Source organism: Azohydromonas caseinilytica (genome assembly GCF_012927045.1).
Taxonomy (GTDB): Bacteria; Pseudomonadota; Gammaproteobacteria; order Burkholderiales; family Burkholderiaceae_C; genus Azohydromonas; species Azohydromonas caseinilytica.
This window is the reverse complement of the sequence record NZ_JABBFW010000004.1, coordinates 39,966-61,851: the sequence shown is the minus strand read 5'-3', so window position 1 is coordinate 61,851 and position 21,886 is coordinate 39,966. Positions and strand designations below refer to the sequence as shown.

Below are 21,886 nucleotides of genomic sequence, written 5' to 3'. Positions count from 1 at the left end.
GTCTTGTCTCCTCTTGATGGGGCTGTGCCCGTTCAGGCCACTTCCACTTCCACCAGCACCGGCCGGGTCGAGCCCAGCGCGGCCGTCAGCGCCTCACCCAGTTGCTGCGCCGTCTCCACGCGCACGCCTTCCACGCCCTGCGCCCGTGCCAGGCCGGCGAAGTCGAGGTCAGGCAGATCCGTGCCTTCGAGCCGGTCGCCGGGCTTGAAGCCAAAGACACCGGCGAACTCCTGCAGCGCGGCGTAGCGGCGGTTCTTCAGGATCACGAAGGTGATGGGCAGCTGCATCTGCGCCGCGCTCCACAGCGCCTGGATCGAGTACATGGCCGAGCCGTCGCCGATGAGGCCGATCACGCGCTGCCGCGTCTTGGCCATCGCCACGCCCACCGCCGCGGGCATGGAGTGGCCCAGGCCGCCGCTGCACATGGTGTAGAAGGTTTCGCTCTCGTAGATCGGCAGGTACTCGTGCATCACCGGCCGCGAGCTGGGCGCCTCCTCGACCACGATGGAGTCGCGCGGGCGCAGCTCATCCAGCGTCTGCAGCACGTAGGCCACCGACAGCCGCTCGCCCGGCGCCGGCGGCTCGGCCCGCGGCCGGACCGGGCGTGCCGGCGGCAGCGGGCGCGCTCGCGGCGCGGGCCGCGCCAGCAGGTCCTGCAAGCCCAGGCGGATGCCGCCCACGGCCGAGGTGCCCAGCGGCGTCCAGCTGGCCGTGGCCGGGTCCTCGATCAGCTGCGCCAGCGTCGCGCCCTCGGGAATGTGCGGGCCCTGCCCTTCCACGTGGTAGGTGAAAGCCGGCGCGCCGATGGCGAAGATGAAGTCGTGGCCGGCGAGCTTGCCCACGATGCGCTCGCGCATGGCGGGCAGGAAGCCGGCGAAGAGGCGGTGGTCCTCCGGGAAGCCGCAGCGCCCGGACATGGGCGCCACGAACACGCGGGCGTTGTGGCGTTCGGCCAGCTGCACCGTCTCCTGCCAGGCCGCGTCGCGGTCCACCGCGGCGCCGATGACGAAGGCCGGGCGCTCGCAGGCATCGAGCTGCGCGCCGATGGCCTCCAGCAGCGCGGGCTCGGGCCGCAGCTGCGTGCTGACCCGGCGCGGCGCGATGAAATCGCAAGGCTTGTTCCAGTCGTCCGACGGGATCGACACCAGCACCGGGCCGCGCGGCGGCAGCATCGCCAGGTAGTAGGCACGCGCGATGGCATGCGGCACGTCCTCGGCGCGCGCGGGCTCGATGCTCCACTTCACGTAGGGCTTGGCCAGCTCGGTGGCCTGACCCGAGTACAGGAAGGGCTCGTAGGGCAGGATGGATCGCGCCTGCTGCCCGGCCGTGATCACCATCGGCGTGCGGTTCTTGAAGGCCGTGAAGATGTTGCCCATCGCATGGCCCACGCCGGCGGCGGAGTGCAGGTTCACGAAGGCGGCATTGCGCGTGGCCTGCGCATGCCCGTCGGCCATGCCCACCACCACCGCCTCCTGCAGGCCCAGCACGTAGGAGAAGTCCTCGGGGAAGTCGAGGAACAGCGGCAGCTCGGTGGAGCCGGGGTTGCCGAAGATCTTGGTCATGCCGAAGTCGCGCAGCAGCGCGATCACGGCCTCGCGCACGGTGGGTTGCTCGGCGGAAGTGCTCATCAGTCAAGGCTCCAGGGAACGGCGAGCCGGCAGTGTGCGCGTCCGCCTCTCATGCCTCAATAAGATGAGACTTCTAAGTCTCATCCATGCCATGCATGACGCCGGCCGCGTGGCGGGCTCGGCCCGTGCGCGAGGGCGCCCGCGGGCACCCTCTCCTGCCGTTCCTTCCCATGCACGTTGAAAACCTGGACCTGAACCTGCTGCGCCTCTTCGATGCGGTGTACCGGCTGCGCAACGTCAGCCGTGCCGCCGAGGCACTGAACCTGTCTCAGCCCGCGGCCAGCCAGGGCCTGACACGGCTGCGGCTACAACTGAAGGACCCGCTGTTCATGCGTGCCGCGGGCGGGGTGCGGCCCACGCCGCGGGCGCAGCGGCTGGCCGCGGCGGTGCAGGCGGCGCTGGGCACGCTGGAGCAGGCGCTGGGCGAGTTCGAGCAGTTCGATCCGGCGGCCTCGCGCATGCCGTTGCGGCTGCACCTGAGCGACATCGGCGAGGCGCGCTTCCTGCCGCCGCTGATGGCGGCGCTGGGCCGCGAGGCGCCCGGCATCACGGTGCAGAGCCTGTGGCTGCCGCACGGCGAGATCGCCGCCGCGCTGGACGGCGGCCAGCTGGACCTGGCCATCGGCTTCCTGCCGACGGTGCTGGAGACGCGGCAGGTGGCGCTGCTGCGCGACCGCTACGTGGTGCTGGTCAATGAGCGCCATCCGCTGGCGGCGCAGGCGGCCGGCACGGTGGACGCGCGCTCGCTGCAGGCGCTGGAGCTGGTGGCGGTGCGCTCGCATGGCGAGACGCTGCGCATCCTGCAGCAGCTGGGCCTGCAGGAGCGGGTGCGGCTGACCTGCGGCAACTTCCTGGCGCTGCCGGCCATCGTGCGCAGCACGGCGCTGGCGGTGGTGCTGCCGCGCGACGTGGCACTGGATTTCGTGCAGCAGGGCGGCTGCGTGCTGGTGGAGCCGGCGCTGCCGCAGCCCGACTTCACCGTCTCGCTGCACTGGAGCCGGCGCTTCGAGGCCGACGCGGCGCTGCGCTGGGTGCGGGCGCTGGTGCTGCGGCTGTTCAGCCAGCCGGCGCCCTGACGCGCCCGAAACGAAAAACCCCTCGCCCCCCAGGCGGAAGAGGGGCCGAACAGGGAGTGAGCGTGCGCGCCGCAGCTTCAGGCCGCCACCGCCTCGTCCTGCGCCAGCTTGCGCAGCGCGGGCAGGTCCAGCACGCGCACGTTGTAGCCGGCGACGTCGATGACGCCCTGCGTCATGAAGCTGCGCATCAGGCGCGACAGCGTCTCGGGCGTGATGGCCAGCTGCGAAGCGATGTCGCGCTTGCGCTCGCGCAGCAGCACATGGCCCTGGTCCGGCACCTCGGGCAGCGGCGCGCAGCGCTGGTGCAGCCAGGCCGCCAGCCGCGCCGGCGCGTCCTTGTGCATGAGCTCGTGGGTGTTGAGCGTGAGCGTGCGCACCTCGCGCGCCAGCGCCTGGATCAGCAGCGCGGCCAGCTGCACGTCGTCGTCCAGCAGCGCGGTCAGCGCCGTGCGCGGCAGCTCCACCAGCGTGACGTCGGAGACGGCCTGCGCGTCCAGCGAGTGCGTGCCCGACAGCCAGGCCGAAGCCAGGTCCAGCCAGCCCGGCGCATGCACCATGCGCTCGATGCGGAACTGCCCGTCGCCCTGGCGCAGACCCAGCGCGGCATCGCCTTCGAGCAGCGCCACCAGCGAGTGGGCCGGGTCGCGCCGGGTGTAGATCAGGGCGCCCGCGGCGACGGTGCGCACCTGGGCGATGGCGTCCAGCGCCTGCGCCTCGGCCGGACCGAGCGCGGGCGCGTCCAGCAGCGCGGCCCAGTTGCGGCGCGAGGCAGCGGAGCGTGTCGCCGCGCGCGCGGCGGTCCGGGGCAGGCCCGGCGTGAGCAGCGAAGAAGCGGGAAGGGATGACATGGCCTGGAGGAGCGGTCCGTTCACGGAAGAATGAGCGGGATACTCTCCCAGCCCCCTGCTCCCGGGCTTGCGGCAGATCAACCGCTTCCTGTGCGGGTGCAGCATGACAATTCCGGCATGAGCGCTACATCTTCTCTGCCCGGGCTGCACAGCCCCGCCGCCGGCTTCGACGAGCCTTTCGAGGTGCTGGCCGCCTGCCATGACCGCGTGCGCCGCAGCCTGGATCTGCTGCAGCGCCTGGTGGCGCATGTGGACCAGCATGGGGCCGATGCCCAGGCCCGCGACGCCGCCCGCGACGTGGCCCGCTACTTCAATGTGGCCGCCCCGGCGCACCACGAGGACGAGGAGCGCCATGTGCTGCCGCTGCTGCGCGCCAGCGCCGATGCGGCGCTGCAGGCGGCGGCGCAGCGCATGCTGTCGGACCACGAGCGCATCCGCGCCAGCTGGCAGGCCCTGGAGCCCGCGCTGCAGGCACTGCAGCGCGGCGAGGTGTCGCCCGCCCTGCCCCAGGTGGCCCAGGACTTCGTGCAGGCGCACGACGGGCACCTGGAGCTGGAGGACGGCCTGGCCTTCCCCGGCGCCCGGGCGCAGCAGGAGGGCGCCGCCGACGGTGAGGCGCAGCGGGAAGCGATGGGGCGGGAGATGGCGACGCGGCGCGGCGTCAAGCCGCAGTAACGCGGCCCACTGACCCGTTCGCCCTGAGGTATCGAAGGGCGAGTCCGTCAGGCGGAGATGGCTGCGCCCTGGCAAGGGCCGTTCATCCTTCGATCCGGCCAGAGGCCGGCCGCGGCCCTGAGGTACCGAAGGGTCAGGACGAACGGAATGCTTCAGTGACAAGCAAGAGCCGGCATCAATCCAGCGGCCAGTCCAGCTCGTGCGTGGGCAGGCCCGCCACGTCGGCGGGCAGCTGGAACAGCCGCCCCGACAGCGGCGCGTTGGCCAGCGCCTCCAGCGGCACGCCGTCGCGCGCGGTGGTGACGTAGAGCCGCTGCAGTTCGGGCCCGCCGAAGGCCAGGTCGGTGGGATTGGGCACGGGCAGGCCCAGCACGCGATCGACGCTGCCGTCGGCGGCAAAGCGCATCACGCTCCAGCCCTCGTGCAGCGCCGACCAGATGCCGCCCTCGGCATCCAGCGCCAACCCGGACAGCCGGCCCGAGGCGCGGGGCACGGTGGCCAGGCGGCGCACGCCGCCGCCGGGGCCGCGCTGCTCCAGCCGGTACAGCGTGCCCGACTCCGGCGCTGCGGCCACCAGCGCGTCCTCCGCGTCCCAGGCCAGCGCCGCCACCGGCTCACTCAGCAGCCAGCCGCCGCTGAAGTCGCCCGCGGGCGTGAGCTGCGCCACGCGCCAGCGCTCGCCCTGGGCCACGCAGGCCCACAGCGTGCCGTCGCTGCGCACGCAACTGGCCAGCAGGCGCTGCCGCGGCCAGCCCGGCAGCGCCCGCGCGCCGCCCGCGTCGTCCAGCAGCAGTGCGCCCTCGGCCAGCGCCAGCAGCACGCCGCGCCGGTGCAGCAGCAGCGCCTCGATGGGCAACTCGGCGTCGCCCAGGATGCGGTCCTGCCTGCCCTCGGCGCAGGCATGCACGGCCGGCGCCAGCGTGTCGGCCCACAGCAGCCGCTGTCCGCGCGCCGACCAGCGCGGGAACTGCCCGCGGAAGGCGCGCTCGCCTTCCAGAGCCTCGGGCTCGCCCGGCGCCGGTGCGGCGCGCGTGGCCTGCAGCTGCGCGCCCACGCGGCGCGCGGCCTGCACCAGCTCCGGCCCCAGCAGCTCCAGCCGCTCGCGCGTGAGGCGGAAGGCCGGCCCGGCCACGCTGATGGCGCCGCGCAGCCGGCCCTGGCTGTCGACGATGGGCGCGCCCACGCAGCGCACGCCCGGCACGATCTCCTCATCGTCGATGGCCCAGCCGCGCGCGGCGGTGAGCTTGAGCTCCGCCTGCAAGCGGCGGCGGTCGGTGATGGTGTGGGGCGTCTGCGCCGGCAGCGGCAGCTCGCGCACCAGCGCGTCGCGCGCCTGCGCGGGCAGCGCCGCCAGCATGGCCTTGCCCTGGCTGGTGCAGTGCAGCGGCTTGCGCTGGCCCAGCGCCGAGGCCGAACGCTGGCTGTGAGCCCCGTCGCAGCGCTCCAGCAGCAGCGACTCCTTGCCGTCGAGCGTGCACAGGTAGGAGGTTTCGCCGGTGAGGTCACGCAGCGCGCGCAGCTCCAGCCCGGCCGCGGCCACCAGGTCGGGCATGGCATAGGCGGCGCGGGCGTACTCGAAACAGCGCATGCCCAGCACGTAGACGCGACGCAGGGGATCGCGCCGCACCAGGTCGCGCGCCACCAGCGCGGCCAGCAGCCGGTACAGCGTGGTGCGCGGCAGTTGCAGCTGCGCCGACAGCTCGGCCTGGCTCAGACCCTGGGGCGACCGGCCGATCGCATCCAGTACATCCAGCGCCTTGTCCAGGGCCGCGGTGCCCTCGTGGCTGGACGAACTCATTCAAAACTCCCGTGGCATGGAAAAAGGGCCGCATCCTAAAGGTCCGTGCAAATGCTTGTAACGCCACCGGGATGAATTTTTGTGTTGGCGCGAGAAAGTGCCGGGCCTCACCGCGGCGGTTCAGGGCTTGGGCGGCGCGGACGGCGTGGGCACCGCCGGGCCGGGCGGGGGCATGTCGATGGGCGCATCCAGGCCCATGTCCAGGCTGGCGCCCGGGTCCTCCTCGCCGGCGGTGGACTCCTCGGCCCAGTCCACCGGGGCCGGGGCCGGGGTGGCGTTTGCATCGGCGGGCGCAGGCGACGGTGCGGCCGGCGGGCGGGGCGTATCGGCAACGGTCATGGCAGCTCCTGGGAGCATGGGCCCGCAGTGCTGCAAGCGGCGCGCCCGCGCGTCGCGGGCCGGGTGATGTTTGCCGACACGGGGACGATGCACGGCCTGCCCACGCATTGCGCGGCGCGGGGCGGCGATATTTTCGCCGGGGCGGCAAAAACACCCGATGCCCGGGGCCGCCATCGCTGCCATGCGGCGCGCACGCGGCGGCGCAGCGGCGGCTGCCCCAGTGATTGCGCCGGCAACCAAGTGAAAAGTGCGGCGGTCCATGGCGCGGCCAATGTCACAATCACGGCTTTTCAACGATCTGAAGACGCATGAACCGCAACGACCTGGCTGCCCTGCTGGCCGAAAAGCACGAACTCTCCAAGGCTGCCGCGGCCCGGATGCTGGACACCGTGATCGATACGCTGTGCACCGAGCTCAAGAAGGGCAAGCCGGTGGCGATTTCCGGCTTTGGCAGCTTCAAGCTGGGCCAGCGCGCCGCGCGCGTGGGCCGCAACCCGAGCACCGGCGACAAGATCAAGATCGCCGCGCGCAAGCTGGTGAAGTTCACGCCCTCGACCGCGCTGGCCGGCCTGGTCGATCCCAAGTTCGCCAAGGCCCGCGCCGAGAAGGCCGCCGCCAAGCAGGCCGCCAAGGCCCCGGCCAAGAAGGCTTCGGCCAAGGCTGCCGCGCCGGCCAAGAAGGCCTCGGCCAAGACCGCCGCCGCGCCGGTGAAGACCGCTGCCCCGGCCAAGAAGGCTGCCGCCGCGCCCGCGAAGAAGGCCGCCGCGAAGGCCCCGGCCACCAAGGCCGCTGCCAATGCCAGCGCCGCTCCCGCCAAGGCCCCGGCCAAGAAGGCCGCTGCCAAGAAGGCCGCCGCGAAGAAGGCCTGACCCGCCGGGCCGTTGCGAGCCCCTTGCGAAAAAGCCCCGCAGCGCGGGGCTTTTTTCGTGGCGCCGGCCCTCAGCGTGCCTTCTTCTCGCTCTCGTTGATCTTCTGGTTGTCGGCGTTGACGTCGGACACGCGCATGGACCGCTCGAAGCCCTGGCGCAGTTCCTTGGCGGCCAGGCGCTGCGCGTCGCGCGCGTCGTTGAGCACATGCTCCATGCCGAAGAACTCGTGCGTGACGCCGTCGTAGATGCGGTGCACCGTCGAGACGTTGGCCTTGCGCAGCGCCTCGATCAGCAGGTCGCCGTCGCTGCGCAGCGGGTCGATCTGCGCGTTGATCACCGTCGTCGGCGGCAGGCCGCTGAGGTCGGCGCGCAGCAGGTTCACGCGCGGGTCGTCGCGCTGCTCGGCCGAGGTGAACACCTTGTCGACGAACCAGCCCATCATGGCCTTGTTCAATGGCTTGGCCTGCGCGCTGTCACGGTACGAGGGCGTGTCCATGTTGGTCACTTGCACCACCGGGTAGACCGCGACCACGGCCTGCGGCGGCGTCATGCCGGCGGTGCGCGCGGCCACGGCGGTGGACAGCGCCAGGTTGCCGCCCGCGCTCTCGCCCACCAGGGCCAGCCGCTTGGGATCGCCCTGGATCTCGGCGGCGTTCTGCGCCACCCAGCGGTAGGTGGCCAGCGCATCGTCATGCTGCGCCGGGAACTTGTGCTCGGGCGCGAGCCGGTAGTCCACCGACAGCACCACGGCCTTGACCTTGCCGGCCAGGCCGCGCGCACCGGCGTCATAGGTCTCCTTGCTGCCCAGCACCCAGCCGCCGCCGTGGAAATACACGATCACCGGGAAGGGACCGCCGCCCTCGTTGGGCGTGTATACGCGCGCGGGCAGCGGGCCGGCCGCGCCGGGAATGGTGCGGTCGCTGACGTTGACGTTCTCGATGCGCTTGGCCGGGTCGGTGCTCTTGTCCTTGGCCTTGAGCACGGCCACGTAGGCATCGGCGATCGAGGGCTGCTTGCGCGCCTCCTCCACCGTGAGCGTCTCGATGGGTTTTGGCTTGGCGGCGGCCAGCGCGTCGAGCACGCTGGCCATGTCCTTGTCGGCCTTGTAGCGGGTGCCGGTCTTGGGATCGAGCTTGTCGGCGGCGACGGCGGCCTGCCAGGGCAGAGCCGCGCCCAGGCCCAGGCACAGGGCCGTGGCAATCAGCAACGGCTTGCCGTAAAGACGCCGCGAAGGTGCGGGATGCAGGCGCAACATGGGAACTCCAGGGGAGAGATGACGGTGCGCCGCGTTTCGGCAAGCGTCATACCCAGGAAGCGCGCAGGGCCAGGGAAGGCCCAACGAAAAAAGCCGGCTCCCTGGTGGAAGCCGGCTTTTCGGATTTGGAGCGGGAAACGAGGCTCGAACTCGCGACCTCAACCTTGGCAAGGTTGCGCTCTACCAACTGAGCTATTCCCGCAGGGGGTCCGGTGCGTCACCGCGACCGGCGGACTGTGAGCTGCTGAAGACGGACACAATGGAGCGGGAAACGAGGCTCGAACTCGCGACCTCAACCTTGGCAAGGTTGCGCTCTACCAACTGAGCTATTCCCGCAGGGGATTCGGCGCATCACTGCAACCGGGTGTCCGTCAGCTGCCGCTGACAGCCGACACAGAGATTATACATTCGCTGGCTCATCGACTGAGCCTTTGATGCATCGCTGCGTCGTTGGCGTGGGTCGCATTGTATGACAGTTTTTCGAGCCTTTCAGGGCCGCACCAAAAAAACTTCCGGCCTGCCGCGCTGCGCGGTCGCCCGATAACGGACAGCGCCGGAGCGCAGGACGGCGAAACACCCGCCGCCAGCCTCGTTCTCGCCATGCCGTTGCGCCAGCAACCTGGCATGGACCAACCTTTCGGCCGCGGCGCGCTGCCGCCATCGACCCACGCTGCAGCGGCAAGGGCGGCGCATCGCGGGCACGGCGCATCCTGGCACAAGGCCTCGCGCCGCCCCTCCTCGCCAACCACGAAGCCCACATGCCCTTCGGCTCTCACCCGGGCTTGACGCCTACCATGGGCACGACGCTTGCCACTCTCCGGGGTTCCCACTCCGTTGCAACCATGGACGCGCACACCGAGATCGAGATCTACCGTCGCCTCTCCAAGATCGAGAACGAGTGCATGCAGGCCTTGCAGGCCAGCGCCGTGGTGCGCGGCGTGGCCGAGGAGCTGCGGGCCTGCCTGCACCAGCTCAGCGAACAGTCCCAACAGGCGCGCGCGCTGCACCTGCGGGGCCGCGAGGACGGCATGGCCGCGGCGCTGGGCGCGCTGGAGGCGCTGGCCGAGCAGGCCTGCGAGCTGTCGGACTGCCGCGACGGCGACGCGCGCCGCGTGCTGCGCCCGGGCCTGGAGGAGGCGCGGCAGGACATCCGTGACCTGTGCCACCAGATGGGCCTGCACCGTTCCTGAACCCTCCTTTCTTGCAATCCGGTTGCAGTCGCTACCATGCCCGCATGGTGTGACTGCCGTGGAGTCGTCCTTGGTGAGCTCGAATCCGGTGCTGGTGGAGGCCTGGCGCGGCGGCGTGGTGGAGTCCCGCCACCGCGGCGCCTGCGCGGTGGTGGATGCCCAGGGGCGCGTGCTGTGGTCGGTGGGCGACATCGACCATCCCGTCTTCCCGCGCTCGGCGGTGAAGCTGCTGCAGGCGCTGCCGCTGGTGGCCAGCGGCGCGGCCGATGCCTTCCATCTCGACGACGCGGCGCTGGCGCTGGCCTGCGCCTCGCATGGCGGCGAGGAGGCGCATGTGCGCACGGCGCGGTCCGTGCTGCAGCGCGCGGGGCTGGACGAGGGCGCGCTGGAATGCGGCACGCACTGGCCCTACTTCGAGCCCGCGGCGCGGGCCCTGGCCGCCGCCGGCCGGCAGCCCTGCCCACTGCACAACAACTGCTCGGGCAAGCATGCCGGCTTCCTGTGCCTGGGCGCGCACCTGGCCGGTGGCCGGGAGCCGCGCGGCTTCGTGGCCGGCTACGTCCGGCGCGGCCATCCGCTCATGCGCGAAGTCGAGCACGCGCTGCAGACGGCCACCGGCTGGGATCTCGCCACGGCGCCCTGCGGCACCGACGGCTGCTCCATTCCCACGCATGCCATCCCGCTGCGGCACCTGGCGCTGGCCTTCGCGCGGGCCGGCACCGGCGTCGGGCTGCCGCCGGAGCTGGCCCGCGCCGCGCAGCGGCTGCGCGCGGCCATCGCCAGGCACCCCTTCCTGGTCGCGGGCAGCGAGCGCATGGACACGCAGCTGATGCAGGCGCTGGGCGAGCGGCTGTGCTGCAAGGTCGGCGCCGAGGGCATGTACTGCGCCGCGCTGCCCGAGGCGGGCCTGGGCGTGGCGCTGAAGATCGACGATGGCGCGGCCCGCGCCGCGGAAGCCGCGCTGGCCGCGCTGGCGCAGGCGCTGCTGCCGCTGGACGACGCTGCTGCCGCCGCCGTGGGCGACTGGAACCCGCGCCGTCTCATCAACTGGCAAGGGCTGGAAGTGGGCGCGCTGCGTGCTACCGAAGCCTTGCGGCCCGCGGATGCGGCCGCGCGCCGCACACCGGGGAGCCTGCCGGGATGAACGAGCCCGTCCTTTCACTGCACCGCGGCACCACGCCGCTGCTGCTGAGCCTGCCCCACGTGGGCACCGAGATCCCGCCGGAGCTGCAGCCGCGCTTCGTGCCGCGCGCGCTGGAGGTCGAGGACACCGACTGGCACCTGGAGCCGCTGTACGCCTTCGCGCGCGAGCTCGGCGCCACGGTGCTGGTGCCGCGCTACAGCCGCTACGTCATCGACCTCAACCGCCCACGCGAGGACACGCCGATGTACAGCGGCGTCAACACCACCGGGCTGTGCCCGGTGCACTTCTTCACCGGCGAGCCGCTGTACCGCCCCGGCCTGGCGCCGGACGCGGCCGAGCTGCGCCGGCGCATCGAGCGCTACTGGCAGCCCTACCACGACACGCTGCGCCAGGAGCTGCAGCGCCTGCGCGCCGAGCATGGCCACGCGGTGCTGTTCGACGGCCACAGCATCAAGTCCGAGCTGCCCTGGCTGTTCGAGGGCGAGCTGCCCGCGCTCAACATCGGCACGGCCGACGGCGGCAGCTGCGGCCCCGGGCTGCGCCAGGCGCTGGCCGGACTGCTGGCCGCGCAGGACGAGTTCAGCCACGTCATCGACGGCCGCTTCAAGGGCGGCTACATCACGCGCCACTACGGCCGCCCGGCCGAGGCCCTGCACGCGGTGCAGCTCGAAATGTGTTGGCGCTGCTACATGGCCGAGGACGCGCCCTACCGGCTCGACGGCGCGCGCGTGGCGCGCATCGAGCCGCTGCTGCGGCGCATGCTGCAGCTGCTCATTGCCTGGAGGCCCGATGGATCTTGAGCCGCTCAACCTGTGGGCGCCGCGCGCCTGGCTGCCCGGCGGCTGGGCCGAGCAGGTGCTGCTGCGCAGCGACGCGACCGGCCACTGGTGCGAGGTGCGCCCGCAGGCCGGGCTGCCGCCGGCGGGCGCGCTGGCCCTGGGCGGCGCCGCGGTGCCGGGACTGGTGGACGCGCACAGCCACGCCTTCCACCGCGCCTTCGCCGGCCTGGCCGAGCGCTTCGACGCGCCCGGCGCCGGGCTGCACACCTGGGGCGCGCTGCGCGACCACGTCGCCGCTCGGCTCACGCCCGAGACACTGCAGGCCGTGGCCGCGCACCTGTACGTGGAGCTGCTCAGCGGCGGCTACACGCACGTGGTCGAGTTCCACGACCTGCCCTGGCAGCCCGACGGCACGCCCTACCCCGACGCGCACCGCATGGCCTGGGCCCTGGCCGACGCGGCGCAGGAGGCCGGCATCGGGCTGACGCTGCTGCCGGTGCTGCGCGAGCACAGCGGCGGCAACAACGGCCAGCCGCTGGCCGCCGCCCAGCGCCGTTTCGCGCGCAACCTGGAGCAGACGCTGCGCGAGGCACATGCGCTGCCCCGGAGCGGCCGGCCGATGCTGTGCGTGGGGCTGGGCGTGCATGCCCTCTCGGCCGTGACGCCGCAGGCGCTGACGCACCTGGCGCGCGAGGCCGGGCCGGACCTGCGCGTGCACATCCAGATCGCCGAGCACGCCGCCTACGTGCAGGCCTGGCGCGAGGCCACCGGCCTGCGCCCCGTGGAGTGGCTGGTGGAGCAGGAGCTGCTCGCCCCGCACTGGACGCTGGTGCATGCCACGCATGTCGATGACGCGGAGGTGCAGGCCGTGGGCCGGGCCGGCGCCAGCCTGGTGCTGTGTCCCAGCAGCGAGGCCAACCTCGGCGACGGCCTGGCCGACCTGGCGCGCTGGATCGAGGCCGGCGTGCCCGTGGGCGTGGGCTCGGACAGCCAGGTCACGCGCACCTGGCGCGAGGAGCTGCGCTGGCTGGACTACGGCCAGCGCCTGCTGCGCCAGGCGCGCCAGGGGCCGGCCAAGCCCAACACGCCCAGCACCTCCGGCGCCGGACGGCTGTTCACCATGGCCAAGCGGGGCGGCGCCGCGGCGGCCGGCATCGAGCGCTGGGGGCTGGTGGAAGGCGCGCGCGCCGACCTGCTGGTCATCGACACCGCCGACGCCAGCCTGCTGGGCACGCCCTCGCCACAGCTGCTCGACGCGCTGGTGTTCTCCAGCCCGGGGCGGCCCTGGCGCGACGCGGTGGTGGGCGGGCGCTTCGTGGTGCGCAACCACGTGCATCCGCACAGCGCGTCCATCGCCGGGCGCTTCGAACGTGCCATGCGCAGCATCTGGAGCCTCTGAAAAACGATTACAAAGGACACCGGCACCGTCCTGTGTCCGACTTCGCGTGAAGGAGAGAGCCGATGACCACTGCCCTTGAGATCTTCAAGTCCAAGCCCAGCCAGGAAGTGATTTCCGTGGGCCCGCACACCACGGTGTTCGAGACCGTCAAGCTCATGGCCGACAAGAACATCGGCGCCGTCCTGGTGATGGAAGGCGATGCGGTGGTGGGCATCTTTTCCGAGCGCGACTACGCGCGAAAGATCGTGCTGCAGGAGCGCGCCTCCCAGAGCACACCGGTGAACCAGGTGATGACGCCCAACGTCATGTTCGCGGGCCCGCACCAGACGGCCGAGGAGTGCATGGCGGTGATGACGCAGAACCGCCTGCGCCACCTGCCGGTCATGGAAAACGGCAAGCTGCTTGGGCTGATCTCCATCGGCGACCTGGTCAAGCACATCATTTCCGACCAGCAATTCCTGATCGAGCAGCTGGAGCACTACATCACCGGCCACCGCATCGAGATCTGAGCCCGGACGGCCACCGCGGGCCTGGCTGGCCCGGTGCCGTCCTACACGCGGGCACGGCGGCGGACTATGGGCCGCCCCGGCCCGCGGCGCTGCAATGGCGGCATCCCGACGACCACAGAGCCTGCCGCCATGACCACGTCCCCCGCCTCCCGCCCCGCCTCGACCGGCGCCGTGTCCCGCGCGGACGAGCCTGAATCCAAGGACCCGATGGACTCGCTGGCCGCGCAGGCCGCGACCAACCCGCTGGGCGCCGGCCTGGGCGCCGCGGGCGGTGCCGCCGTCGGCGCGGCGGCCGGCATCGCCGCCGGGCCGGTGGGCAGCCTGGCCGGCGCGGTGCTGGGCACCATCGCCGGTGCCCTGGCCGGCGGCACGGCGGAGAGCTCCTGGCACGAGACCAGCAGCAGCGACCACTGGCGTCGCCTCTACAACAGCCGCCCCTACATGACCGAAGGCGCGCGCTTCGAGGACTGGGGCCCGGCCTACGCGTACGGCGAGGCCATGTACGAGCGCCAGAGCGGCCCGCGCCGCTGGGACGACGGCGTCGAGTCCGAGCTGGGCCACGGCTGGGAGGCCGAGCGCGCCAGCTCCGGCTCCGCCTTGGGCTGGAACCAGGCCCGCCACGCCGCGCGCGACGCCTGGGAGCGCCTGCACGACAACGCCGACAACGACCCGACCCGGCCGGGGCGGGACATCGCGGGCTGAGCAAAGAAAAGGGCCGCTTTCGCGGCCCGCGGACTCCAACCCGGTTCCCCGGGCTTTCTCGGCATTCAGTGATGCGCCTTGCTGCGCGGCGCCTTGTCGGCGAGACCCGGCGCGTGGAAGGCCAGCAGCACCGGCTGCTCCTCGCCGGCGGTGTCGAACAGGGCCTGGCGCACCATCAGCGCCACCGAGGCCGGGTTCAGGCGCTCGCCCGGGTGCGTGGCCGCCTCGACCACGCTGCGGTACAGCGGCCCCGGCAGCAGCATCGCCAGCTCCAGCGACAGCTCGTTGGCGCGCTCGTAGTCTTCCAGCGGCGAGCTCTTGTCCAGCGCACCAGCGAGCACCAGGTACTGGGCCACCTTCTCGACGATGTCGATCTTCTCGCGCGCGGGCAGGTCCTTCATTCTTCGACTCCTTCTTGAACAGGGGCGGCAGCGTAGCAAAGAGCGCCTCCCTTCCGCGCCGGCGGGAATGTGACCTCAGCGTCCGGCGGGGCAGCGCCTAGCGCGGCGCCAGGAAAGTGGCCTCGATGTCCAGCGAGGAGCGCACGCCCACGTCGGCGCGGTGCCCGGCCAGCCAGCGCTGCGCGGCTGCGCGGCCCATGCCGAACAGCGACTCCAGGAAGGACGCGCGCGTGTCGAGCTTGCTGGCCGCGTCCAGCGTGGCGAGCTCGCCCTCGTCGGCAATCATGTGCAGGCGCAGCTCCTTGTAGCGCCCGCGCTCGATGCGCTCCTCGGCCAGCAGCCGCTGCACGAAGGCGATGGCGCGCATCTCGCCCACCAGCGCCGAGTTGAAGCCGATTTCGCTGACGCGGTCGGCAATGGCCAGCGCCGTGCGCGGCGTGGCCGGCCGCTTGAGCGGGTCGATCTTGACCAGCAGCAGGTCGGCCTCCGGCGTCTCGTAGATCAGCGGCCACAGCGCCGGGTTGCCCACATAGCCACCGTCCCAGTAGGGCTCGCCGTCGATCTCCACGGCGCGGAACAGGTGCGGCAGGCAGGTGGAGGCCATCAGCGCGTCCAGCGTCAGCGCCGCGCCGGTGAAGACGCGCGGCTGCCCGGTGTGCACGGCCGTCGCGATCACGAACAGCGCCGGCGGCCCGGACTGCAGCGCCGCCACGTCCACATGCCGCGCCACCACGTCGCGCAGCGGATTGAGCCCGAAGGGATTGAGCTGGTACGGGCTGAAGCTGCGCGCCCAGCTGCCCAGCCAGTCCGCCGGCGTCCAGCCCCACGCGGGCACGCCCGCGGGCGCGGTCCAGCCCGGCAGCGCCGGCGGCTGCAGCGCGCCGAAGCAGCGGCCCGCGCGCGCCACGTCGGCCCAGAAGGCGTGCAGCGCCTCGCGCGCACCCGCGTTGCCGCCGCGCGCCAGCCCCGTGGCCAGCACCGCGGCATTGAGCGCCCCGGCGCTGGTGCCGGAGATGCCCGAGAAGCGCAGCGAGCCGTCTTCCAGCAGCGCGTCCAGCACGCCCCAGGTGAAGGCGCCATGCGAGCCGCCGCCCTGCAGCGCGAGGTCGATGGCCAGGGGTTCCACCGCGTTCGTGTTGCTCATGCCATGCCCTCCTCATCGTCGTTCCCGCCCGGCGCGCCGGCCTCGTCCGTGGCGGCGCTGCCATGCATGTGCAGCAGCGCCTGCAGCGTGGCCAGCGTGTCGGCCTCGTGCAGCGGCTTGTCCGGGCGCAGCCGCAGCATGCGCGGGAAGCGCAGCGCGATGCCGCTCTTGTGGCGCGGGCTGCGCGCGATGTCCTCGAAGCCCAGCTCGAACACCAGCGTCGGCCGCACGCTGCGCACCGGGCCGAATTTCTCGATGGTGTGGGCGCGGATGACGCGGTCCACCGCGGCGAACTCGGCGTCGGTGAGGCCCGAATAGGCCTTGGTGAAGGGCACGAGCTGCAGCGCGCCCGGCACGGCCGGCGCGCCCCGGGCGATGGCCTCCACCACGGCCTGCGCCTCGGCGGCGTCGGCCGGCGGGCGGCTCCACACCGCGAAGGTGTAGTCGGTGTAGACGCTGGCGCGCCGGCCATGGCCGCGCTGGGCGTAGACCAGCACGCCGTCCACGGTCATGGGCTCGATCTTCCACTTCCACCACAGGCCCTCGGCCTTGGTGCGGCCGGCGCCGTAGGGCGCGGCGCGCTGCTTGAGCATCAGCCCCTCGACGCCGCGCTCGCGGCTGGCGGCGCGCTCGGCCGCCAGCGCCTCCCAGCTGCCACCCTCCAGCAGCGGCGACACCGGCAGCCCGGTGCGCGCGCCCAGCGCCTCCAGCCGCTCGCGCCGGCGCAGCAGCGGCTCGCCGCGCAGGTCGTGGCCGCCCTCTTCGAGCAGGTCGTAGGCCAGCAGCGTCACCGGCGCCTCCTGCAGCAGTTTGCGCGGCAGCGTCTTGCGGTTGAGGCGCTGCTGCAGCCGCGCGAAAGGCGCGGGGCGGCCGTCCTGCCAGGCCAGGATCTCGCCGTCCACCACCGTGCCGTCGGGCAGCGCCTGCGCCAGCGCCACCACCTCCGGGAAGCGCTCGGTGACGAGCTCCTCGCCGCGCGACCAGATCCAGCACTGCCCGGCGCGCCGCACCACCTGGGCGCGGATGCCGTCGTACTTCCACTCCACGATCCAGTCCGCCGGCGTGCCCAGCGACTGCGGCGGTGCCTCCAGCGCATGGGCCAGGAAGAAGGGGTACGGCTGGCCGCTGTCAGCCGGCGCCGCCGTGCCGTCGTCGGCAGCCAGCAGCGCCAGGAAGCGCACCGCGCTGGGCGGCTGCTTCGCGTCGGTGAAGCCCATCATGCGCTGCGCCATGAGCTTGGGGTCCAGGCCGGCGTGCTCGGCCAGCGCGCGCTGCACCAGCAGCTTGCTCACGCCGACACGGAACGACCCGCCAATGAGCTTGCACAGCAGGAAGCGCGCGGGCGTGTCCAGCTCGCCCCACCACTGCGCCAGGCACCGGGCCTGGGCCTGCGGCGGCTGGCCGCGCAGCGGCAGCAGCCGGGTCTCGACCCACTCGGCCAGGCCCACCTCCTCGCCCGCGCGGCTGGCCGGCGGCGGCAGCACCAGCGCGATGGTCTCGGCCAGGTCGCCCACGGCCTGGTAGCTCTCCTCGAACAGCCAGTCCGGGATGCCGGCCAGGGTGCAGGCCATGGCGCGCAGCAGCGCCCCGGGCACGCTCTGGCGCGGCTTGCCGCCGGCCAGGAAGTACAGCGCCCAGGCCGCGTCGGCCGGCGGCGCGGCGGCCAGGTAGCGGCGCAGGGCCGCCACCTTTTCCAGCGTGGCGGTGCGGGCGTCGAGCTCGGCGTAGAGCTGGGCGAACAGGCGCATGGCCGCATCATGCCGCCGCGGCCAGGCGCACGCCGCTTGCCATAGGCTCGGGCATGCGGCCCGCACGCGAGCCGCCCTGAAGCAACCAACCCAAGGAGAACCCATGCAAGTCCAAGTCAACACCGACGACCACGTCCCCGGCCGCGAAGACATGGAGCGCGAGATCGAGCTGCTGCTGAACTCGTCACTGGACCGCTACCTGGACCAGATCACCCGCGTGGAAGTGCACCTGAGCGACAGCAATGCCGCCAAGCTCGGCGACGATGACAAGCGCTGCCTGATGGAAGCCCGCGCCGCCGGCCACGGCCAGCTCACGGCCAGCCACCAGGCCGGCGACATGCGCGCGGCCATCGACGGCTGCATCGACAAGCTGCTGCGCGTGCTCGACAGCTCGCTGGGCAAGGCCCTGGACAAGACCAAGAACGCGCGCGAGACCATCCGCCGCGACGGGCTGGACGCGCTTCCGGAAGCTTGAGGCTCCAGCAAGCGCCCTCGGCGCCCGGCGCTCAGCACCGGGCGCCGGACTGTCACCCCGCAGATGACAGTTTTCTCACTCCGGCCCTTCAATTGAGGCCGGTGTAAACCTGGGATCAACAATCCAGGAGCGGGCCGGGCTTCAGTGCGACATCAGCACCGGCACCGTCATCGACTGCAGCAGCGTGCGCGTGACGCCGCCCAGGGCCAGCTCCCAGGCGCGGGTGTGGCCGTAGCCGCCGATGACGATGAGGTCGGCGTCCAGGTCCGCGGCGCGCGACAGCAGCGCCTCGGCCACCGGGGCGTCGGGCGTCCAGGGTGACAGCAGCCGCTCGCCCACCGAGGGCTCGCGGCTGCGCTGCACGCTGCCGGAGGCGCGCACGCCGTGGGCCGCCAGGTATTGCAGCAGCGGCTCCAGCGGCAGCACCTCGTCGTCGCCGCGCACGAAGCGCACCAGCTCCACGTTCTGCGCGCGCCGCAGCAGCGGCAACGCGTCGCGCAGCGCGCGGGCGCTTTCGCGGCTGTCGTTCCAGGCCGCCAGCACGTTGCGCACCGGGCGCGGGCCGCCATCGGCATCGGCGTAAGGCACGAACAGCAGCGGGCAGCCTGCGCCCATCAGCACGCGGCCGGCCAGGCCGGCGGCGGTGCCGTCGGGCGTCTCGGGGTCGTGCTGGCCCAGCACCAGCAGGTCGGCGCTGCGCGCGTGGCGCAGCAGCGTGGGCAGCGGATCGCCCAGCACGCTCTCAAAGGGCAGCGCCTGCCCGCGCTGCCGGCCCAGTTCCTCGGCCAGCGTGCGCGCCTGCTCGATGCGGGTGCGGTCGCTGTCCAGGCTCAGCTGCGTGGCGATGGTGGTGGCCTCGGGCGTGAGGTAGGCCGCCGTGGGCGTGGCCTCCACCGCATGCACGGCGTGCAGCTCGGCGCCATGCTCGTCGGCCAGCGACGAGGCCCACAACGCCACTGCGCGCGCGCGGGGGCTGTCGCTGAGGTGCACCACGATCCTGCGCAGGTCGCTCATGACGGGACTCCTGGAGTGAAGCATTGGCACTGCGCCGCCCACGGCGGCGTCCCATGCTAGCCCGCCTCCCAAGGCGCCCCCGCGGGCAGGGACGTGGCCCCTGGAGCGGGAGCGGCACCGCAGGCCCGGCGCTAGGGCAGCGCCTCGTACAGCCCGTCCAGCGGCGTGGTGCCGATGAGGTGGCGCACCTCCAGCCGGTAGGCCAGGAAGTCCATGGAACGGCCGGGCTCGACGGTCTGCGACAGCGAAGCGGCGTTGCCCACGCTGTTGGAATAGATCACGCCCATGGCCGACTGCCCGCGGTTGAAGATGCGGTACCAGCGGGGATTGGTGCCGTCGGTGTTGAAGATCAGTTGGCGCTGGCCCGGGGCGAGGCGTATCAGGCCGGGGGTGGTCATGCTGCGGGTCCTTCTCGCGGGACGTTGGTCGAATGCTGGGGAGGATGGAGGCGGTCCGGGGCCGCTGGCGTGCGCCAGCCGGCTCGTCGCGCCGCCGAAAACCCGCGATGGTAGCCCTGGACGCCGATGCGCTCCGCGCGCCCGGGCCCCGCCGCGGCTCCGGGGCCTGCATGTGCCGCGCTCGCGGCGGCAGGCACCCCGGTTGCTTTGCGGCGGCGACATGCCGGCTGGCGGCAGGAGAACGTCCATGAGCTCGCCCCGCTTCTTCCTCCTGGTGGTGCTCGCGGCGGTGGCCGCGGCCATCGCGCAGCCCGAGATGGTCACGCCCGGCGCGCCCAAGACCGGCACCACGCGGCTGCTGGAGGTCGGCGCCAAGCTGCTGCAGCACGACTCGCCGCTGGCGCCCATGGACATCCACCTCGTGGGCTTCCACCCGCTCAAGGACGACCCGCAGCACCAGATGGAGGCGCACCACTTCTGTCGCCAGGTCAACGAGGACTTCGCGCAGTGCGTGCTCTTCGACGGCCATGGCACCGAGGCGCGGCTCAACGGCATCGAGTACATCGTTTCCGAACAGCTGTTCAGCACGCTGCCGGCCGAGGAGCGGCGCTACTGGCATCCGCACAACGCCGAGATCCTCTCCGGCCAGCTCGTCGGGCCCGGGCTGCCGGCGGTGGCCGAGGTGGCGCTGATGCGCAGGAAGATGAACAGCTACGGCAAGACCTGGCATGTCTGGATGAACGGGGACGCGCTGCCGCTGGGCCCCGCGCACCTGGCCTGGAGCTTCAACCGCGACGGCGAGCTGCGCCCCGAGCTGCTGGCGCGGCGCGACCAGAAGCTGGAGATCGACACCGCCGAGAAACGCCGCGAGCGCCAGGAGCTGGTCAAGCTGGCGCGCCCGCAGCAGGGTGTGGATGCGCTGGCGGCAGCGTTTCCGGGGGCCAAGCCGATACCGGGCGTGGTGGATGCAGGGGCGAGTGCGGTGGGAAGGTGAACGGCACGCGCGCCGTGATGACGACATCGTCGCTGGCGGCCTGCGGCGCCTCGTGCCCGCATGTTGGCCCGCCCGCTATCCTGTACACATGCACAGCCCGGGCCGAGCGCGTTGGATCGCGCACCTCGACATGGACGCCTTCTATGCGTCCGTGGAGCTGCTGCGCTATCCGGAGCTGCGCGGCCGGCCGGTGGTGATCGGCGGGCGGCGCGCGCACCAGCCCGAGGAGCTGCCCGACGGCAGCCGCCGCTTCGCGCGGCTGCGCGACTACGCCGGCCGCGGCGTCGTCACCACCGCCACCTACCCCGCGCGCGCCTACGGCGTGCACTCGGGCATGGGCCTGATGAAGGCCGCGCAGCTCGCGCCCGACGCGGTGCTGTTGCCCGCCGACTTCGACGCCTACCGCCGCATGTCGCGCCAGTTCAAGGCCGCGGTGGCGGAGGTGGCGCCGGTGATCGAGGACCGCGGCATCGACGAGATCTACATCGACCTGAGCGACCTGCCCGGCGTGCAAGACCCCGTGGGCCATGACCCGCTGGGCGGCTTGCGCGCCGTGGCGCAGGAGATCCGCAACAACGTGCGCGCCGCCACCGGGCTGACCTGCTCCATCGGCGTCACGCCCAACAAGCTGCTGTCCAAGATCGCCTCCGACCTGGACAAGCCCGACGGGCTGACGCTGCTGACCCTGGACGACCTGCCCGCGCGCATCTGGCCGCTGCCGGTGCGGCGCATCAACGGCATCGGCCCCAAGGCCGGCGCCAAGCTGGAGGCCCTGGGCATCCGCAGCATCGGCGAGCTGGCGCAGCGCGAGCCCGCCTGGCTGATCGAGCGCTTCGGCCGCAGCTACGGGCAGTGGCTGTACGAGGCCTCGCACGGCATCGACGAGCGCCCGGTGGTCACGCACAGCGAGCCCGTGTCCATCAGCCGCGAGACCACCTTCGAGCGCGACCTGCACGCCGTGCGCGACCGCGCGCAGCTCTCGGCCATCTTCACGCGGCTGGCGCAGCAGGTGGCCGACGACCTGCAGCGCAAGGGCTACCTGAGCCGCACCATCGGCATCAAGCTGCGCTTCGAGGATTTCCGCACGGTCACGCGCGACCTGACCGTGGACCAGCCCACGGCCGACGCGGTGCAGATCCGCCGCGCCGCGGGCCTGTGCCTCAAGCGCGTGGACTTCACCAGGCGGCTGCGGCTGCTGGGCATCCGCGCGGGCTCGCTGTCGCGGGCCGACGCGCCCGCGTCCACCGCCACGCGCCGCCCGGCACGCGGCAAGGCCGCAACCGCCGCGCCCGGCAACCCGTTGCCCACGCAGCCGGAGCTGCCGCTGTTCGACACGCCGGCCTGAGCGCCATCCGCACTGCCACGGAGCGTGGTTGTTGCATATGCAAATGCGTGCAAATCCCTGTTGACGTCAGGCCTTGTGACGGCCTGGGACAGCGCGGCCGGCGTGGAGCAGTGCTGACGTCATGGCGGCGTCACGGGCCTGCCGCGGCCTCGGTGA

23 protein-coding genes and 2 tRNA genes are annotated in these 21,886 nt (G+C 72.6%); 13 read left to right on the top strand and 12 right to left on the bottom strand.

Annotation, left to right across the window (positions count from 1 at the left end):
* Nucleotides 1-32 precede the first annotated feature (32 nt).
* The gene (gene mdlC, locus HHL10_RS07470) at nt 33-1,628 is read right to left on the bottom strand and encodes a benzoylformate decarboxylase (RefSeq protein ID WP_169159725.1); all 1,596 of its coding nucleotides are present in this window, start codon (nt 1,626-1,628) and stop codon (nt 33-35) included.
* A gap of 170 nt (nt 1,629-1,798) precedes the next feature.
* On the opposite strand from mdlC, the gene HHL10_RS07465 reads away from it, so the two are divergent.
* Nucleotides 1,799-2,704, top strand: a complete 906-nt coding sequence (locus HHL10_RS07465; protein WP_169159724.1) for a LysR family transcriptional regulator — start codon at nt 1,799-1,801, stop codon at nt 2,702-2,704.
* A gap of 77 nt (nt 2,705-2,781) precedes the next feature.
* On the opposite strand, the gene HHL10_RS07460 is transcribed toward HHL10_RS07465, so the two are convergent.
* Nucleotides 2,782-3,552, bottom strand: coding sequence for a Crp/Fnr family transcriptional regulator (locus HHL10_RS07460; RefSeq protein ID WP_169159723.1), 771 nt, complete (start codon nt 3,550-3,552; stop codon nt 2,782-2,784).
* A gap of 117 nt (nt 3,553-3,669) precedes the next feature.
* Between HHL10_RS07460 and HHL10_RS07455 the strand changes: the two genes are divergently transcribed.
* Complete coding sequence (locus HHL10_RS07455; protein WP_169159722.1) at nt 3,670-4,227, top strand: hemerythrin domain-containing protein; 558 nt, start codon at nt 3,670-3,672, stop codon at nt 4,225-4,227.
* A gap of 175 nt (nt 4,228-4,402) precedes the next feature.
* Here the strand turns inward: HHL10_RS07455 and HHL10_RS07450 are convergent, their stop codons facing one another.
* Together HHL10_RS07450 and HHL10_RS31125 are read right to left on the bottom strand one after the other, a co-directional pair.
* Nucleotides 4,403-6,025: an IclR family transcriptional regulator domain-containing protein gene (locus HHL10_RS07450; RefSeq protein WP_169159721.1), complete on the bottom strand. Its 1,623-nt coding sequence runs from the start codon at nt 6,023-6,025 to the stop codon at nt 4,403-4,405.
* Between the two features lie 120 nt (nt 6,026-6,145).
* Complete coding sequence (locus tag HHL10_RS31125) at nt 6,146-6,364, bottom strand: hypothetical protein (RefSeq protein ID WP_169159720.1); 219 nt, start codon at nt 6,362-6,364, stop codon at nt 6,146-6,148.
* Nucleotides 6,365-6,430: 66 nt separating this feature from the next.
* Here HHL10_RS31125 and HHL10_RS07440 point away from each other — a divergent pair, with 66 nt between their 5' ends.
* A complete protein-coding gene (locus HHL10_RS07440; RefSeq protein ID WP_169159719.1) occupies nt 6,431-6,676 on the top strand; it encodes a hypothetical protein in 246 nt (81 codons plus the stop codon).
* The gene (locus tag HHL10_RS07435) at nt 6,673-7,233 is read left to right on the top strand and encodes an HU family DNA-binding protein (RefSeq protein WP_169159718.1); all 561 of its coding nucleotides are present in this window, start codon (nt 6,673-6,675) and stop codon (nt 7,231-7,233) included. Before HHL10_RS07440 ends, HHL10_RS07435 begins: the two co-directional genes overlap by 4 nt.
* A 70-nt stretch (nt 7,234-7,303) precedes the next feature.
* Here the strand turns inward: HHL10_RS07435 and HHL10_RS07430 are convergent, their stop codons facing one another.
* From HHL10_RS07430 to HHL10_RS07420, 3 genes are all read right to left on the bottom strand, one after another.
* Nucleotides 7,304-8,488 (bottom strand): alpha/beta hydrolase, encoded by a 1,185-nt coding sequence (locus HHL10_RS07430; protein ID WP_169159717.1) that lies wholly within the window; start codon nt 8,486-8,488, stop codon nt 7,304-7,306.
* A gap of 126 nt (nt 8,489-8,614) precedes the next feature.
* Nucleotides 8,615-8,690, bottom strand: a tRNA-Gly gene (locus HHL10_RS07425).
* A 58-nt stretch (nt 8,691-8,748) separates the two neighbouring features.
* Nucleotides 8,749-8,824, bottom strand: a tRNA-Gly gene (locus tag HHL10_RS07420).
* Between the two features lie 506 nt (nt 8,825-9,330).
* Between HHL10_RS07420 and HHL10_RS07415 the strand changes: the two genes are divergently transcribed.
* The 6 genes from HHL10_RS07415 (at nt 9,331) to HHL10_RS07390 (ending at nt 14,211) form a co-directional block, all read left to right on the top strand.
* Nucleotides 9,331-9,678, top strand: coding sequence for a hypothetical protein (locus tag HHL10_RS07415; RefSeq protein ID WP_169159716.1), 348 nt, complete (start codon nt 9,331-9,333; stop codon nt 9,676-9,678).
* 73 nt (nt 9,679-9,751) lie between these two features.
* Nucleotides 9,752-10,822 carry an asparaginase gene (locus HHL10_RS07410; RefSeq protein WP_169159715.1) on the top strand — a complete coding sequence of 357 codons (1,071 nt, stop codon included), beginning with the start codon at nt 9,752-9,754 and terminating at the stop codon, nt 10,820-10,822.
* Nucleotides 10,819-11,622: an N-formylglutamate deformylase gene (hutG, locus tag HHL10_RS07405; RefSeq protein ID WP_169159714.1), complete on the top strand. Its 804-nt coding sequence runs from the start codon at nt 10,819-10,821 to the stop codon at nt 11,620-11,622. Before HHL10_RS07410 ends, hutG begins: the two co-directional genes overlap by 4 nt.
* Nucleotides 11,612-13,000 (top strand): amidohydrolase family protein, encoded by a 1,389-nt coding sequence (locus HHL10_RS07400; protein WP_169159713.1) that lies wholly within the window; start codon nt 11,612-11,614, stop codon nt 12,998-13,000. Before hutG ends, HHL10_RS07400 begins: the two co-directional genes overlap by 11 nt.
* Before the next feature lie 62 nt (nt 13,001-13,062).
* Complete coding sequence (locus HHL10_RS07395; RefSeq protein WP_169159712.1) at nt 13,063-13,509, top strand: CBS domain-containing protein; 447 nt, start codon at nt 13,063-13,065, stop codon at nt 13,507-13,509.
* Between the two features lie 129 nt (nt 13,510-13,638).
* On the top strand, nt 13,639-14,211 hold the full coding sequence (locus HHL10_RS07390) for a hypothetical protein (protein WP_169159711.1): 573 nt from the start codon (nt 13,639-13,641) through the stop codon (nt 14,209-14,211).
* A 65-nt stretch (nt 14,212-14,276) separates the two neighbouring features.
* Here HHL10_RS07390 and HHL10_RS07385 read toward each other — a convergent pair whose 3' ends face one another.
* The 3 genes from HHL10_RS07385 to HHL10_RS07375 all read right to left on the bottom strand — a co-directional run bounded on the left by HHL10_RS07385 (nt 14,277) and on the right by HHL10_RS07375 (nt 17,504).
* Nucleotides 14,277-14,612: a hypothetical protein gene (locus tag HHL10_RS07385; RefSeq protein WP_169159710.1), complete on the bottom strand. Its 336-nt coding sequence runs from the start codon at nt 14,610-14,612 to the stop codon at nt 14,277-14,279.
* Between the two features lie 97 nt (nt 14,613-14,709).
* Nucleotides 14,710-15,756 carry a patatin-like phospholipase family protein gene (locus tag HHL10_RS07380; RefSeq protein ID WP_169159709.1) on the bottom strand — a complete coding sequence of 349 codons (1,047 nt, stop codon included), beginning with the start codon at nt 15,754-15,756 and terminating at the stop codon, nt 14,710-14,712.
* Complete coding sequence (locus tag HHL10_RS07375; protein ID WP_169159708.1) at nt 15,753-17,504, bottom strand: ATP-dependent DNA ligase; 1,752 nt, start codon at nt 17,502-17,504, stop codon at nt 15,753-15,755. The genes HHL10_RS07380 and HHL10_RS07375 overlap by 4 nt, the downstream gene beginning before the upstream one ends.
* Nucleotides 17,505-17,607: 103 nt before the next feature.
* Here HHL10_RS07375 and HHL10_RS07370 point away from each other — a divergent pair, with 103 nt between their 5' ends.
* Complete coding sequence (locus tag HHL10_RS07370; RefSeq protein ID WP_169159707.1) at nt 17,608-17,979, top strand: HPF/RaiA family ribosome-associated protein; 372 nt, start codon at nt 17,608-17,610, stop codon at nt 17,977-17,979.
* A 141-nt stretch (nt 17,980-18,120) separates the two neighbouring features.
* Here HHL10_RS07370 and HHL10_RS07365 read toward each other — a convergent pair whose 3' ends face one another.
* Together HHL10_RS07365 and HHL10_RS07360 are read right to left on the bottom strand one after the other, a co-directional pair.
* The gene (locus HHL10_RS07365) at nt 18,121-18,993 is read right to left on the bottom strand and encodes a universal stress protein (RefSeq protein WP_169159706.1); all 873 of its coding nucleotides are present in this window, start codon (nt 18,991-18,993) and stop codon (nt 18,121-18,123) included.
* Between the two features lie 131 nt (nt 18,994-19,124).
* Nucleotides 19,125-19,391, bottom strand: coding sequence for a hypothetical protein (locus HHL10_RS07360; protein ID WP_169159705.1), 267 nt, complete (start codon nt 19,389-19,391; stop codon nt 19,125-19,127).
* 247 nt (nt 19,392-19,638) lie between these two features.
* On the opposite strand from HHL10_RS07360, the gene HHL10_RS07355 reads away from it, so the two are divergent.
* Together HHL10_RS07355 and dinB are read left to right on the top strand one after the other, a co-directional pair.
* The gene (locus HHL10_RS07355) at nt 19,639-20,385 is read left to right on the top strand and encodes an OBAP family protein (RefSeq protein ID WP_169159704.1); all 747 of its coding nucleotides are present in this window, start codon (nt 19,639-19,641) and stop codon (nt 20,383-20,385) included.
* A gap of 88 nt (nt 20,386-20,473) precedes the next feature.
* Nucleotides 20,474-21,730 (top strand): DNA polymerase IV, encoded by a 1,257-nt coding sequence (gene dinB / locus HHL10_RS07350; protein ID WP_169159703.1) that lies wholly within the window; start codon nt 20,474-20,476, stop codon nt 21,728-21,730.
* Nucleotides 21,731-21,886: the final 156 nt, after the last annotated feature.

Bases quoted from the DNA above. Each gene is read 5' to 3' on its own strand.
- mdlC (WP_169159725.1), bottom strand. From the start codon at position 1,628: ATGAGCACTTCCGCCGAGCAACCCACCGTGCGCGAGGCCGTGATCGCG.
- HHL10_RS07465 (WP_169159724.1), top strand. From the start codon at position 1,799: ATGCACGTTGAAAACCTGGACCTGAACCTGCTGCGCCTCTTCGATGCG.
- HHL10_RS07460 (WP_169159723.1), bottom strand. From the start codon at position 3,552: ATGTCATCCCTTCCCGCTTCTTCGCTGCTCACGCCGGGCCTGCCCCGG.
- HHL10_RS07455 (WP_169159722.1), top strand. From the start codon at position 3,670: ATGAGCGCTACATCTTCTCTGCCCGGGCTGCACAGCCCCGCCGCCGGC.
- HHL10_RS07450 (WP_169159721.1), bottom strand. From the start codon at position 6,025: ATGAGTTCGTCCAGCCACGAGGGCACCGCGGCCCTGGACAAGGCGCTG.
- HHL10_RS31125 (WP_169159720.1), bottom strand. From the start codon at position 6,364: ATGACCGTTGCCGATACGCCCCGCCCGCCGGCCGCACCGTCGCCTGCG.
- HHL10_RS07440 (WP_169159719.1), top strand. From the start codon at position 6,431: ATGTTTGCCGACACGGGGACGATGCACGGCCTGCCCACGCATTGCGCG.
- HHL10_RS07435 (WP_169159718.1), top strand. From the start codon at position 6,673: ATGAACCGCAACGACCTGGCTGCCCTGCTGGCCGAAAAGCACGAACTC.
- HHL10_RS07430 (WP_169159717.1), bottom strand. From the start codon at position 8,488: ATGTTGCGCCTGCATCCCGCACCTTCGCGGCGTCTTTACGGCAAGCCG.
- HHL10_RS07415 (WP_169159716.1), top strand. From the start codon at position 9,331: ATGGACGCGCACACCGAGATCGAGATCTACCGTCGCCTCTCCAAGATC.
- hutG (WP_169159714.1), top strand. From the start codon at position 10,819: ATGAACGAGCCCGTCCTTTCACTGCACCGCGGCACCACGCCGCTGCTG.
- HHL10_RS07400 (WP_169159713.1), top strand. From the start codon at position 11,612: ATGGATCTTGAGCCGCTCAACCTGTGGGCGCCGCGCGCCTGGCTGCCC.
- HHL10_RS07395 (WP_169159712.1), top strand. From the start codon at position 13,063: ATGACCACTGCCCTTGAGATCTTCAAGTCCAAGCCCAGCCAGGAAGTG.
- HHL10_RS07390 (WP_169159711.1), top strand. From the start codon at position 13,639: ATGACCACGTCCCCCGCCTCCCGCCCCGCCTCGACCGGCGCCGTGTCC.
- HHL10_RS07385 (WP_169159710.1), bottom strand. From the start codon at position 14,612: ATGAAGGACCTGCCCGCGCGCGAGAAGATCGACATCGTCGAGAAGGTG.
- HHL10_RS07380 (WP_169159709.1), bottom strand. From the start codon at position 15,756: ATGAGCAACACGAACGCGGTGGAACCCCTGGCCATCGACCTCGCGCTG.
- HHL10_RS07375 (WP_169159708.1), bottom strand. From the start codon at position 17,504: ATGCGCCTGTTCGCCCAGCTCTACGCCGAGCTCGACGCCCGCACCGCC.
- HHL10_RS07370 (WP_169159707.1), top strand. From the start codon at position 17,608: ATGCAAGTCCAAGTCAACACCGACGACCACGTCCCCGGCCGCGAAGAC.
- HHL10_RS07365 (WP_169159706.1), bottom strand. From the start codon at position 18,993: ATGAGCGACCTGCGCAGGATCGTGGTGCACCTCAGCGACAGCCCCCGC.
- HHL10_RS07360 (WP_169159705.1), bottom strand. From the start codon at position 19,391: ATGACCACCCCCGGCCTGATACGCCTCGCCCCGGGCCAGCGCCAACTG.
- HHL10_RS07355 (WP_169159704.1), top strand. From the start codon at position 19,639: ATGAGCTCGCCCCGCTTCTTCCTCCTGGTGGTGCTCGCGGCGGTGGCC.
- dinB (WP_169159703.1), top strand. From the start codon at position 20,474: ATGCACAGCCCGGGCCGAGCGCGTTGGATCGCGCACCTCGACATGGAC.